This is a genomic window from Streptosporangium sp. NPDC004631 (assembly GCF_053601935.1).
The window spans coordinates 1-13,048 of sequence record NZ_JBSGCR010000023.1; the positions used below are offsets into that span (position 1 = coordinate 1).

General features: G+C 67.4%; 9 protein-coding genes and 1 pseudogene. 4 read left to right on the forward strand and 6 right to left on the reverse strand.

Translation table 11 applies throughout. The annotated features are described in order from the left end of the window. The 4 genes and pseudogenes from ACWEF2_RS21850 to ACWEF2_RS21865 form a co-directional block, all read right to left on the reverse strand. On the reverse strand, positions 1-213 hold a 213-nt coding region (locus ACWEF2_RS21850; protein WP_453817852.1), incomplete at its 3' end, for a transposase domain-containing protein. A gap of 95 nt (positions 214-308) precedes the next feature. Then, a pseudogene (locus tag ACWEF2_RS21855) lies at positions 309-1,467 on the reverse strand (IS701 family transposase). A 188-nt stretch (positions 1,468-1,655) separates the two neighbouring features. Further along, positions 1,656-2,159 (reverse strand): hypothetical protein, encoded by a 504-nt coding sequence (locus ACWEF2_RS21860; protein ID WP_453817854.1) that lies wholly within the window; start codon positions 2,157-2,159, stop codon positions 1,656-1,658. A gap of 341 nt (positions 2,160-2,500) precedes the next feature. Next, complete coding sequence (locus ACWEF2_RS21865) at positions 2,501-3,472, reverse strand: DUF2637 domain-containing protein (protein ID WP_453817856.1); 972 nt, start codon at positions 3,470-3,472, stop codon at positions 2,501-2,503. A gap of 434 nt (positions 3,473-3,906) precedes the next feature. Here ACWEF2_RS21865 and ACWEF2_RS21870 point away from each other — a divergent pair, with 434 nt between their 5' ends. Then, positions 3,907-4,713 (forward strand): SAM-dependent methyltransferase, encoded by an 807-nt coding sequence (locus tag ACWEF2_RS21870; protein WP_453817858.1) that lies wholly within the window; start codon positions 3,907-3,909, stop codon positions 4,711-4,713. Positions 4,714-4,883: 170 nt separating this feature from the next. Here ACWEF2_RS21870 and ACWEF2_RS21875 read toward each other — a convergent pair whose 3' ends face one another. Next, on the reverse strand, positions 4,884-6,707 hold the full coding sequence (locus ACWEF2_RS21875) for a serine hydrolase domain-containing protein (RefSeq protein WP_453817860.1): 1,824 nt from the start codon (positions 6,705-6,707) through the stop codon (positions 4,884-4,886). Positions 6,708-6,721: 14 nt separating this feature from the next. After that, complete coding sequence (locus ACWEF2_RS21880) at positions 6,722-8,164, reverse strand: APC family permease (RefSeq protein WP_453817861.1); 1,443 nt, start codon at positions 8,162-8,164, stop codon at positions 6,722-6,724. Between the two features lie 282 nt (positions 8,165-8,446). On the opposite strand from ACWEF2_RS21880, the gene ACWEF2_RS21885 reads away from it, so the two are divergent. The 3 genes from ACWEF2_RS21885 to ACWEF2_RS21895 all read left to right on the forward strand — a co-directional run bounded on the left by ACWEF2_RS21885 (position 8,447) and on the right by ACWEF2_RS21895 (position 13,041). Beyond that, positions 8,447-9,070 carry a TetR/AcrR family transcriptional regulator gene (locus tag ACWEF2_RS21885; RefSeq protein WP_453817863.1) on the forward strand — a complete coding sequence of 208 codons (624 nt, stop codon included), beginning with the start codon at positions 8,447-8,449 and terminating at the stop codon, positions 9,068-9,070. A 412-nt stretch (positions 9,071-9,482) separates the two neighbouring features. Continuing rightward, positions 9,483-10,604: a hypothetical protein gene (locus tag ACWEF2_RS21890; RefSeq protein ID WP_453817865.1), complete on the forward strand. Its 1,122-nt coding sequence runs from the start codon at positions 9,483-9,485 to the stop codon at positions 10,602-10,604. A gap of 712 nt (positions 10,605-11,316) precedes the next feature. Then, positions 11,317-13,041 carry an ABC transporter substrate-binding protein gene (locus ACWEF2_RS21895; protein WP_453817867.1) on the forward strand — a complete coding sequence of 575 codons (1,725 nt, stop codon included), beginning with the start codon at positions 11,317-11,319 and terminating at the stop codon, positions 13,039-13,041. The last annotated feature ends 7 nt before the right edge of the window (positions 13,042-13,048 follow it).

A 13,048-nucleotide genomic window follows, 5' to 3' on the forward strand; every position in this document is an offset into this window, starting at 1 on the left:
GCCGACCTCCGGAAACAGGCACATCGCCGGCAGGAAATACACCCCGACCCGCGAGGGAGGCTCTCGGAGCCGGTGCTGCACCCGGCCCGTCTCCGTCAGCACAGCATCCACCAACTCGAACGGCACGACCTGCGTGAGCTCCCCCAGGTGCCCTGGCGCGAACACCCCCGCGGCCACCCGCACCACCCGGGAAATGACAGACTGATCCCGCAACGGGACTCCACTCTTCAGATGATCTTCGCCGACATCTGATCTACACGAGTCCCGTTGCCCGTCTCAGCCGATTGACAAGAACCAAATCCCCTTAACTACCCGGCCTTGGGGGATGGCTGCCCGTCTCGGCCGGGTGGGCTCGGTTCGCCCAGAAGCGTGGCCCGGGTGACGGCGAGGAAGGCCAGGGCGAGCATGGCCAGCGTCATATACCGGTACCAGGCCGGATAGAGCCGGACCTGGTAGTGGTCCGAAGGCGGCCTCGTTCTTGCCGGTCTGGAAGCACTCCTCGATCGTCCAGCGGATACCGGCCACGGCCACCAGGCGATGCAGCGGCACCGGATCCGGGGTGTGACACAGGAAGAAGGCCAGTTCTGACGGCCTGGCGATGGAGCGGCGAACCAGCAGCCGGTGAGCTGGGCCGGTGGTGGCGACCAGTGCCCAGTCATAGCGCCGCTCGCCTTTGGCGCCGTTGCCGCACGACAGCCGCTGCCAGGCGGCCTTGCCGAGCTTTTTGGCGATGACATCGGCGCGGACCCTGCCCGCGCCGGTGGTGATCTGATGGTCGCATGCCACCGCCAGCACGTAGCCGAGCTGCTGGTTCTCCAGGAAACGGCGCAACGGCCCGTTGTCGCCGTAGGCTTCATCGGCCGTCACCCAGCCGAACGGGATCCCGGCGGCGATCGCCCGGGTGATCATCACCTGCAGCAGTTGCGGCTTGGTGGCGAAATCCACCTGTTCGGGGATCTTCGCCGTGGCACGGCGCTGAGCGTCGGAGATCCAGGAGGTGCGGGGAAGGTAGAGCTCCCGATCCACCAGCGCGTGCCCGCGGGAGGGGGTGTAGCCGAGGAAGACCCCGATCTGACAGTTGGTGATCTTCCCGGCGGTGCCGGTGTACTGCCGTTGCACCCCGGCCGAGCGGCTGCCTTTCTTCTCGAAGCCGGTGTCGTCGCCGATGAGGACTCCATCGGCTGCGCCCAGGTGCTCGATCACGTAGTCGCGGACATCGTCCCGCACCCCGTCGGCGTCCCACTTCGCGCTGGTCAGCAGTCGTTGCATGCCGTCGGGGGTGGCTTCGCCGGCGTACTCGGCCAGCGACCAGCCGGTCTTGCGTTCCACGCCGGACAGCAGCCCCTCGATGTGCGAACGGGCGCGCAGGCGTACTTCTCGCCGCTTGAACCGGCCTGCGATCCGGGCGAAGGCGTCATCCAGACCAGAGCGCAGACGAGTGAGGCCGGTGTGTTCTACTCTGGCCAACGCGGCCACCGCATGATCTTCAGTTCCAACACACCTGAATGATCACAGCGGTGGCCGTCCGTCGTAGTTGTGGCCCTGTCCCCACAGGTTCACATGCGCACAGTCTCACCCCGCCTCACGATCTGCGGCTGGAGTACTAAATCATCTTTAACCTCTTCTCTCACTTTCGTATGCGCCATCATCAATGATCAGAGAATCGGGTCCAGGTAAAAGAAGAACCGGCTCTCCCCTGTAGTGCGGAGATCTGACCTAAGGGAGAGGCCCGACATGGGAAAGACCAGACGCAGTTTCGAGCCGGAGTCGATGTCCAGAGCGGCCAGCTCTGACGACTGGGCGGCGGTGGCGTGGCCAAGCAGGACCAGGACGGCGTCGCGCATCCCGGTCAGGCTGCTGCGATCCATCGGGGCGAGTATCCGCCGAATCTCGGCCGGAAGCGCTGGAGTGGCCTTGTGGACCGTCGTGGCCGAATCATGGGCCAGAGCGAGCTGCTCGCAGCGGCTGGCCAGCAGCACCTTGCGGGCTCCGGAGGTCTCTGGCACGACCGGGTTGGCGGCCTCGTGCATCGAGCGGATCGCGGTCAGCACCCGCTCGATGCTGGAGGGCCCCGGCGGGAAGCCGGTCTTGGCCGACGGAGTGACGGTCAGGTGGGCGGCGTACTCGGTGACGGTCTGCGCGGTCGCCAACAGCGCCACCGGCCCACGCTCACGCACCAAGCGGTGAACGCTTTCCAGTCAGCGGCGTAGGAGCAGCGGGTCGATTCGGAGACTCCGGCTTCGATGGCGGTGCGCGCCTGCGTGCTCAGGTGATCGACGGCGGTGTGCACCGCGACTACCATCTCGGCGAGGCAGGGCGCGCTGGGTTCGGCCGCCGCGACGGGCAGGAGGGCCCGGCTCGTGGTGAGGGTGTTGGGTGAAAGCGGAACTGCTGGTCCCGATCAGCCTGCCGAAACCGCCTTGCCCCCGCTTATCCAACGATTGCCCAGGCTACCGGATCCGTCCCTCCAAAAGATCGTGTTCAAAAAACAACAGCTACGCTACTCATCCAGTGTCCCGGTCAGGCCCGCTCGTTTGATCCAGCGACCCCAGCGAGGACTGCGCTCGAAGCGTTCGGCGATCGCCTTTCCCGAGGGAAGCGTCCCGTCTGGCCGGCGGTTCTCCCGCGCCCACCGCCACGCTTCACGATGCAAAGCCGCCACACCTTCTTGAGGATGCTCGTCCTCTGATCCTTGATCCCCAGCGAGGTCATCGCCCTGGCAAGCCCCCGGGTTCTGCCGTTCGGTGTTCCAGGAGACCGGGCGGATCTGGGACATCAAGAGTTCGTAGCTGCCGATCAGCGCGATGCTTGGCCAGGCGGCGATGATGCGGCCGATCAAACCGGGCTCGGCCACGGCGATGTTGGCGCCCAGGCTGGCCAGGCTGCCGACCACGAGCAGAGTCCAGGCCAGGGCGCCGCCGCGGAAGCCGTACCGGTTAGCCAGCAGGATGGACATCGAGGCCACCACGATGATGCCGTCGACGGCGAGCGGGATGAGCACGGCCGCCAGGTAGTCCTCACCGTGTCGCAGGCAGAGCTCGTGCATGTGCCGGAACGAGACGACGGCCGCGATGACCGCCAGGAAGGAGACGCAGGCGATGGTCGTACGCTGGATCCGGCGGACCGTGAGAGGGTTCGGTACCATCGCCGCTCCCCCCTGTCCCAGCAGGAACCTGGTGGTCAGCGTGAAGGCGTGTGCATTTGGTGCGACTCCCCCCTCGGACACAGACCCTTGACCTATGAGGTCCTGGTCATCGCTCGCGGCGACCAGGACTTTTCGGTTTCTCGGCTGATAGACGAGCCGCAGCCCAAGGTCGGCGTAGATCTTCGCCTTACGCGGTGGACCCATCTGGGCGAGAACCGGGACCGCGTCAGCCCGGCCGGTGTCGTCGGCGTCGATCAGGACCCCGTCCCCGCGCTGCCTGTTCCACACCCGGTGACCGGTGTAGCGGGGGGACGTCTCGCGAGACACGCACCCTCGCCGCCTTTGTAATTCATGTTCTCGATGCGAAGCGCAAAAATCTATTCCGACCCCCTGAAGCACGCAATAGGACATACCTCACAGCTCGGTCAGCGCTTTAGGACCTTGACGGAGAGCCCGCTCCTCACATACCGATAGATCGCGGCGACCTGCCGAAATCCTCAGAAAACAGGAGGTGCCCATGATGACAGGCACGTCCGGCGACCTCCTTGAGGATCGTATCTGCCCTCCCCGCGCCGGTGGGAGGTGGTCCACCCCGGGCAGCCTCTGAGTACACCACCCGAATTGCCCGATTCTTCTGGCATCGATACGAGGGGGCGGTATGAATGAATTAGCGGTATAACGCTCGATTCGCAGACTAAGGTTGATCTTGAGTGCGCGACCGTGACATCACGGCAGGAGCAAGCGGAAGGCAATGATCAGAGGTGTCAGACGCCCCCCAAAACCGGATCGCCGCAGTCGACCTGCAGACCAACCGGCCGCACTCGGCGCGGGTCTACGACTACATCATGGGTGGCAAGGACAACTTCGCCCCTGACCGGGAGACCGCGGCCAAGGTGCTGGCCGACTGGCCCGGACTGCGTACCTCGATGCTGGCCAACCGGGCCTGCATGCACCGGATGGCCCGCCATCTCACCGGCCTGGGGGTGAGGCAGTTCGTCGATGTCGGCACCGGCATCCCCTCATCGCCGAACCTGCACGAGGTGGTCCAGGAGACCGCGCCCGACGCGCGCGTCGTCTACGTCGACAACGACCTCATCGTGCTGCTGCACGCGCGCGCCCTGCTGACCGGCACGCCCCAGGGGCGCATCGCCTACATCCAGGCCGACATGCACACCCCCGAGGCGCTTCTCGGCGACTCCACGCTCCACCAGGTGATCGACTTCTCCCAGCCGGTCGCGCTCACCGTGATAGCGATGCTCCAGTTCGTGGAGGACGCCCAGGGAGTGGTGGAGTCGCTCCTCGCACCGCTCCCCTCGGGCAGCCATCTCGCCATCACCATCCCAACCAACGAGCTCGCCCCCGAGTCGGAGCGTCTCGCCCGCGAGTACACCAGCAGAGGCATTCCCATGTACCTGCGCGGCCGCGCCGAGGTGGAACGCCTGTTCACCGGCCTGGAACTGCTTGACCCGGGGATCGTCCCGATGCCCCGCTGGCACCCCGGCCCCGACGAGCGGCCTCTCCCGGACACCGCCACCAACATGTACGCCGCGGTGGGCCGTAAACCATAGGGGGCGACGACGGCACCCAGATGCCGTGCCGGAAGGAACCTCGACGCGCCCCCGTCACTCGATCCCCGGGAGACGACCGCGATCCAGGTGACGGTGAATCCCCAAGCGGCCGGGCTGTGCGAAGCCGCGCGAACAGGGGGAGGGCTCCTCACGGCCCCGGCCGCGCGTCGTCACGGGTCGTGACGGGTCAGATGGTCCTCCGGGGTGCGCCGGAGGACCGGGTCGAGGCGCACTCGATCACCCGTACGCACCACTCGGACCTCGACGGCACCACGCCGGCCCACGCATTCGATCACGACCTCGTCGGGGGACGCGGCGCCGATCACCGTGGCCCGGCCGACGGGAGCGATCAGTTCACCGAGGCGGGCGAGCTCCTCGACCACCTGCCGCGGGGTCGTGTCCCCGGTGGGGCCGATATGCCCGGGCCAGTCCGGTCGTCCACCGGCCAGAGCCTCGGCGACGACCTCGACCACCGGGGCGAGCTCCGGCGAGGGGTCCGGCACCGCGTCGACCCGCAGGCGCTGGACCATCGCCGGCACGGTCGGGGTCAGCCACGCCTCGTGACGGATCCGCCCGTGCTCGGCGGGGCGCCACCACACGAGATGTCCCGGAGTCGTGGCGCTCAGCCGCTCGGCCGGGCCGGTGGGTGATCCGGCCTGCCGGCGCACCTCGCCGAGCGCCGCCAGGCGTGCCGCGGCCGGCTCGTCCTGGAAGAGGGTCGGTGAGAAGACGGGATCACGCACCGCGAGGTCGTCCCCGTCAACGAGGCGATCGATCACCCGCCGCGCCTCATGCACGACCGGCCACGACACGACGGTGCGCGACGGAGGAGCGATCGTGGCGAGGACCTTGCGTAGTGCCGCGTCCGCCGGCTCCCAGACAGGGCAGTAGCGGGCGTTGCCGAAGGCCACGACCCCCACACCGGTCTCCCGGTGCCACCGCATGTGCGAGCCGAAACCGGGGTAGCCGCCGATATGGTGGACGAACTCCCCCCACCTGGGGTCGTACTCGACGAACAGACCGTAGCCGTAGCCGGACAGCCCCCAGGGGAACTCCCCGGTGCGCACGGTGGGCAGACCGTGCTCGTCCACGGACACCAGCGGGGTGATCGCCCGGTACTGTTGCTGCATGGCCCGGCGGGTGGCCCTGGACAGCGGGTGGCCGTCCTCGGGCTCGTCGCGGGCGGGGAACGCGCTCGCCAGGCCGTGAACCCAGACGGCGAGGTCCTCGACCGTGCTGAGCAGGCCGCCGATGGCCGAGAACATGCCCGGAGCCGTGAACGCCTGGGGCTCCCAGTGATCACCGGCACGGTTATGGCCGGTGGCCAGCCGCTCCCCGGTCACGTCCCGGTGGTCGTACGTCGTCGAGGTCATCCCGAGAGGATCAAGAAACCGGTCGGACACGAACTGCGGAAACCGTCGCCCGGTCAGCGACTCGACCACCTGGCCGAGGAAGACGTAGCCGAGGTTGGCGTATTCGAAGCGGGTGCCGGGGGCCGCCGTGTATCCGACCCCGGCGGACAGCAGCGCGCCGAGCGACTCCTCGGTCAGCTCCTCCTGCCGGTCCGCCCAGGCGTCGTCGGTGGGGAGCCCGGCGCTCATCGTCAGGCAGTCCGCGACGGTGATCGGCGGGGAGTCACGGGTGGCCCGCGGCAACCGCGCGAGCATCGGGACGTGCCGTCCAACAGGGTCGTCGAGCCTGAGCACCCCCTCGTCCCGCAGCGCGAGGACGGCGGCCGCCGTGAAACTCTTGCTCAACGACGCGATGCGGAAGACCGTGGCCGACCCCGGTGTCCCCGGGGATTCGAGACCGGCCAGGCCGTACCCGCCTCCGTGGACGACTCGACCGCCGTGGACGATCCCGTAGGCCACACCGGGAGCACGGGCGCCGTCGGCGTGGAATCGCGCGAAGATCTCGTCGACAGCGGCGAAGTCGACGGCGTCGAAGCCAACGGACGCGCGGTGTGCCGTGGCCTGGGCCCGAGCCTCGTTCACAGGTCTCTCCTCCGTCATCTCTGCGGGGCGTTCGGGGTCCGCCGCGTACTCCCCGGCGGCTGCGCCGACTCCTTCCCCTCGTCGTAGAGGACCGGGTCGAGGACGAGCATGTGGGTGCGCGAGCGGGGCCGCAGGTAGAGGACGTAGTACAGGACCGCGACGAGGACCAGTCCTCCGGCGACCGCGAGGTCGGCCGGCGCCTGCTGGGTGATCACGCCGATGGACATGACGATCGCGACGATCGGCGCGAGCGGCCACAGGGGCATGCGGTAGGGCCGGTCCTGGTCCGGCCGCCGCACGCGGTCGACGATCGCCGACGTCGCCACGAGGATGAACTCGACGGCGAGGACCGCGCCCACCCAGGTGGTCAGGGTCACGACATCGGTCACGAGGATGAGGAGCGCGCCGGCGACCCCCACGACGATCGTGGCGACCCACGGAGTGCCGTACTTGGGGTGCACCTTGGCCAGTGATCGGCTCACCGGCCGTGGCCAGGCCATGTCCCGCCCGGAGCTGTAGAGGATCCGCGCGAAGAACGGCATCAGGGCGATGACCGCGTTGAGGACGGCGACCGCGATGCCGAGGCTGATGATCGTGTTGAAGGTCTCGCCCCCGATGGAGGTCAGGAAGTACTGCCACGGGTTGCCGCTCGCGGCGAGGGCGGGAACCGAGGGCGCGCCGAGGATCGCCGCGGCAACGGGAAGCACCTCGCACGCGATGGCCACGCCGAGCGCGATGAAAACCGCGCGCGCGACGTTCTTCCGATCCCCGACCGTCTCCTCCGAGTAGAGCAGCGCTCCCTGGAAACCGTTGTAGGCGAAGCTCGCAACCGCGATGCCGGCGATCAGCGCGCCGAAGGTCAGGGGCTGGGCGGCCCCGTTCTCGAACACCTCGGGGCTGAAGAGCACCGACACGTCGCGATTCGCCTTGACGAACCCGAGGGCGGTCACGAGCACGACAGCCACCAACTCGATGACGAGGAGCACCGCCACCGCGAGGGCGTTCAGCCGCACCCCGAACACCGCGATCCCCATGCCGCCGAGAAGGATGATCGCGCCGAGGACGTTGGCGTCGACGTCGATGACGACCCGCAGGTATTCGGCCATGCCGAGGGCGACGACGGCGGGGATGAGCACCGCCTGCACCGGTCCGCTCAGGAGCAGGGAGACGAAGCCGGCTCCCCGGCCGAGGATCCGGGAGACGAAGGTGTAGTCGCCGCCGGCGATCGGGTAGGCGCTGCCGAGCTCGGCCCAGCAGAAGGCGAGAGAGAGCCCGAGGAAGGCGGCGACGACGAAGGTCAGCGGGGCGCCGGTCCCGTTCAGGCTGAACAGGATCGGCGCGATGATGAAGGCCCCGGTCGCCGGGGTGACCGCCGAAACCACGAGAGAGACGTTCTCCCACAGTTTGAGGTCTCTCTTGAGTTCCTGGGTGTACCGCTGTCGTGCGGGCGCGCTCATGCGTATCGACTCCTTTCGTGACGGCTCACAGCGTCGCGGGCCGTGTCGAGTCACGGCGGTCGGCGTGGAGGCGAGCCTCGCATGCCCCGTCGTTGATGTCAACGGTGTTGACATCAACGACGTTGACAACTATGTTTCCCCAGCTAGATGTCGTCGTCCCTCACGTGCTGCCTCGCTCAGCACAGCCCAGTGAGGAGAAATGGGATGCTGTGCTGCATGAGTCGAGACACAGCCCCTTCCCCCCCGGCCGAGACGCGTCGTGGAACTCGCCTGGACCGTGCGATGATCCTGCGCGCGGCGCAGCGGGTCTGCGACGAGGAGGGGCTGGCCGCTCTGACGCTACGGCGCCTCGGCCGGGAGCTGGGCGTGGACGCGACCGCGATGTACCGGCACTTCGCGTCGAAGGCCGACCTGCTCTCGGCGCTCATCGACGACCTGTTCCTTCGTGAGGTCCGCCCGCCGGAGCCCGAGCGCGCCTGGCGCGACAACCTGCGGGACATCATCGTCGACTGGTGGAAGCTCTACCGGCGTCATGAGGGGCTGTCCCAGGCGATGGCCGGACAGCCCGACGACGAGCCGCAACTGTTCCACATCACGGAGTGGACCGTCCGTGAACTCATGCGTGCCGGCATCTCCCAGGACCAGCTTGGCCTGTTCTATCAGACGATCTACAACTTCACCGTCGGAAACGGGCTCGTGGCGGCCTTCTCGCCGTGGTTGACGGTGGCGGAGCTACGGGACGAGCAGCGGCGCGTGTACGCCGCGCTCGACCCCGCCCGCTTCCCCAGCGCGGCCACGGCCGCGCCGTTCATCTACCCCGAGAACGAGAAGGTCTTCCTCTTCTCCGTGGAACTCATCCTCGACGCCGTCGAGGCGAAGGGGGGCGGCGCGGAATGTGAGAACTGACAGGCTCACGCCTCCCGAAAGAGAGTCCCTCATCCGCCGCTCGCACAGCCCGCGGAACAGCGGCCCGCCCAGCCGATACGGTCGCCACAAACCCCTCACCCTGAAATGCGGCGGACACCAATCTCCGTAACCGAACCGGAATTGACACCTCATCCCATGACGTGCCAAAAACGGCCGCCGCCTGGAATGAAAAGCATCCTGCGCGGAATCGACCGCTCCCGATCACGCCGACGATAGGTTCGTCGGCGGAACAGGTCGAGCTCCGGCGATCCGGAGATCCGGCTTTCCTCCGCGGCAACCAGGGCGGTTCGGTCGTGCGAGCCTTACACGATCCGCGAAAACGCCGTCCCCGGAGGGGGAGGGCCGCGGTGGTCGATGAGCCGTCCGCGAGCCGATGAAGGGGATGAGTCACATGGATCCGATGAAACGCGCGGGGATTCTCAAGCCGATGCTCGTGGAGTTCGCCCTGTCGGACCGCTTCGAGCGTGAGCTCTCCGCGGTGTTCGAGCGAGAGTTTCCCGGCGGCGTCGTCCACGACGAGAGCATCCTGTCCATGGTCATCGATCACTTCGTCCTTCAGCACGGACTGACCGGCGGTGACACCGTGGTCGACCGGTTCGTGTCGGCCCACCCGGAGCTGAGCGCCGAGGATCGGGACATGCTCCTCGGCTGGAAGGACGTCGTCGAGGGGGTCTTCGAGGTCAAGCGGAAGAACGGGGACGCGCTGACCCTGTTCAACCTCGTTGACGAGCTCACCTATGACACCCGCTCCAACGTCGGCAGAAAGGCGTTCCGCTCGATCACGAAAGGTATGTTCCTCATCGGCCGCGCTGTTCCCCTTGGAAGCGACTGGATGCTCAGCGGGAATCCCGCGGCCTTCCCCGCCGGGAGTCGCGACGTCATGATCGGCCAGGCCGCGGAGCTGGTGATGAGGAATCCCGAGGCGGTGTTCCGCAATCCGGACAAGCTCTCCGCGGCCCGCCGCATGCTGGCCGAGCAGCGAGAGATATTCATCGAGCTGTACCGCGAGGATCTCATCGTGGTGCCCGGCTGGGAGCTGGACGAGCACATGAACGCGTTCTGGAGTGCGGTCGCCGCCAAGGCGCAGCCCGGGGCCCAGCCGTCACAGCAGGTCATCTCCGACTTCACAGCCGAGACGACGGACGCCGACACCGTGGCGATCCACTTCGACCCGGACACGGGACTGAGCCTCTACCACGATTTCGGGCTGCTGGAAGATGCCTTCGCCAACCCCGCTCTGATCGCCCGCCGGCGTTACCGTGAGACCCTCACCGACTATCTGCACGAGGACACCATCTCCCCGGTCCCCATCAGGCGCCTGGCGGAGCGCGATCCCGGCAAGGCGAGCGCGGTCTTCCAGAAACTGCTCAAGAAGCGGGACTTCAGCTGGGAGACGCATGGAGAAGCCCTGCTGCGCAAGCACAAGGCCCGCCACTTCGACGCTCCGCGACTGCCCGGTAACGTTCCCGTCAGCGACGAGATGGCGAAATACCTCCGCGATCTGAACCCTTGATCGCCGACCCGGCCGGGATGGCCCAGATCAATTCCTGTCCTGTGGTTTGTCGACGACCCCTTGACCACGCGCACCAGCCCCGCCGCTTTGCTCCACTCCACGATCAGCCGCAGCCGGGGAAGCTCGTCACTCGACGTGGCCCTGAAGACTCTGTCACCGATCTGGGGATCGATCTCGTCGTCGATCCCCAGGAGGACGAGCAGCGCGCGAGCGTGATCCGCCCGGTCTGCGTGAGCTTGCGCCCCTGTCCCACCCACTCGGTGAACGCCCGCACCCACCGTACGGGCATCGGCTGATCGGCCTGCGCCATCACTGTCACCTCCAGCCCCAATCGAGATCAGCGTACGGCGATCCCGTGAGGACGCGAGCCGACAGGCGCGCCCGCCCGGCCACGATTCCCCCTCGGACACGTATCTCCACTCTCCGCGGTTCCACCGGCGACGGCGCGTTCGCGCCCGGCGGCGACGGCGCGTTCGCGCCCGGCGGAGACGCCCGACCCGGCTCTCGATCAGGCGACTTTGACGTCATCCCGCGAGGGTGACAGACCTGGCGGCGCTCTCGGGTAATCGTCCGTGCCTATTACTGGTATCTGAGGATGGTTCTTCCTCAGCCGCGAGCCGGTGTGTCTACTTGCTTGGAGCGCTGTTGGTCAGGGCCGCAACCTGATCCTCCCGGCGAGCCGAGTTTGCGGTTCCGGACACTAGGAGAGAACGTGAAGCGAACAAAGAGGTTCAGCACTGCTGTCGCGCTGACGACGGGAGTGGCGCTGGGCATCGCCGGATGTGGCGGAGAAGCCGAGAGCCCCGCCTCCGGCGCGGATACGTCCGCACCCGCGGCCGGGGGCACGTTGTACGTGTTGAATGTGTCGTCCGCGCCGAGTTTGGACCCGCAGCGCAACACCGACGCGAAGGTCTTCGGGTTCGCCAGCCGGACGATCTGGCGTTCGCTGACCGCACTCGCGCCCGGAACCGGTGAACTCGTGGGCGACCTGGCGACCGACACCGGCAAGGTCTCCCAGGACGGCAAGACCTGGACGTTCACGCTGCGTGACGGCCCCGCCTGGCAGGACGGCAAGCCGGTCGCGTGCGAGGACGTCAAGTACGGCATCTCGCGGACCTTCGCGACCGACCAGATCACCGGGGGGTCGTCGTACGCGATCAAGTACCTCGACATCCCGAAGGACGACAAGGGCAAGAGCGTCTACGTCGGCCCGTACAAGAAGACCGGGCAGGAACTCTTCGACAAGGCAGTCACCTGTGACGGCAAGACGATCGTGTTCCATCTGAAGGGGCCGCGGTTCGACTTCAACCAGACGCTCACCACCAGCGCGTTCCAGGCGTACCGCGCCGACCAGGACAAGGGCGCGAAGTCGACGTACACCGTCTTCTCAAGCGGCCCCTACATGCTGAAGGGCGACTGGAAGAGCGACAAGGGCGGGACCTTCGTCCGCAACCCGTCCTGGAAGGCCGACTCCGATCCGGTCCGCAAGGCGTACCCGGACGAGATCGTCTTTGAGGAGGGACTGGCGGAGAACACCCCGTCCCAGCGCATCATCGCCGACGCCGGCAACGACAAGCACGCCGTCACCTACACGCCCGCCTCGCCGGCGCAGGCGCCGCAGATCGTCGGGGACCCCCGGGTCAAGGACCGCACCGCCTTCATCGACGGCACAGGGGTCGACTTCCTGCTGCCGAACTACAAGAGCCCGGTGATGAGTGACGCGAAGGTCCGCCAGGCCCTGGCGATGTCCACCGACCGCGGCGCTTACGCCCAGGCGTACGGTGGCGCGACGATGTACCCGCCGACCTTCGACATCCTCTACAGCGGCCTGATCGCGCATTCGGACTCCAGTCCCTTCGGCAACCCGCTGAACGGCGACCTGGTGGAGGCGAAGAAGGTCCTTGAGTCGACGGGCCGGTCCCTTCCGGTGCCCATCACCGTCACGTACATGAAGAACTCCACCTCCGACAAGGCCTTCGGCGCGCTGGCGCAGGGCTGGCAGAAGGCCGGCTTCGAGGTCAAGCTCAACGGCATCAGCCAGAACTACTACTCGGCCATCGCCGCCCCGAGCATGGCGACCCAGACGGATGTCGTCTGGACCACCTGGGGCACCGGCTGGCCGTCCGCGTCAACGGTGCTGTCGCCGACGTTCGACAGCCGGACCAACCTCTCGCCGGCCGGCTCCGGCCTGGACAACGGCTACTTCGACAACGACGCCATCAACCAGGAGATGGACGCGACCTCGCTGATCGTGGACTTCAAGGAGCGCGAGGCCGCCTGGGGCACGATCTCGCAGAAGATCGCGAAGGACGGCGGCTACATCGCGCTCACGCAGAAGCGGTACATGTTCCCCGCCGGTTCCGGGGTGAAGCTGACCAGCTACAAGGGTGGCGGCATCGTCGGGCAGATCGACCTGGCTGCGGCCTCGGTTCGATGACACGGCA

Excerpts from the sequence above, each read along its gene's own strand:
- ACWEF2_RS21880 (WP_453817861.1), bottom strand. The coding sequence starts at position 8,164 with ATGAGCGCGCCCGCACGACAGCGGTACACCCAGGAACTCAAGAGAGAC.
- ACWEF2_RS21885 (WP_453817863.1), top strand. The coding sequence starts at position 8,447 with ATGATCCTGCGCGCGGCGCAGCGGGTCTGCGACGAGGAGGGGCTGGCC.
- ACWEF2_RS21890 (WP_453817865.1), top strand. The coding sequence starts at position 9,483 with ATGGATCCGATGAAACGCGCGGGGATTCTCAAGCCGATGCTCGTGGAG.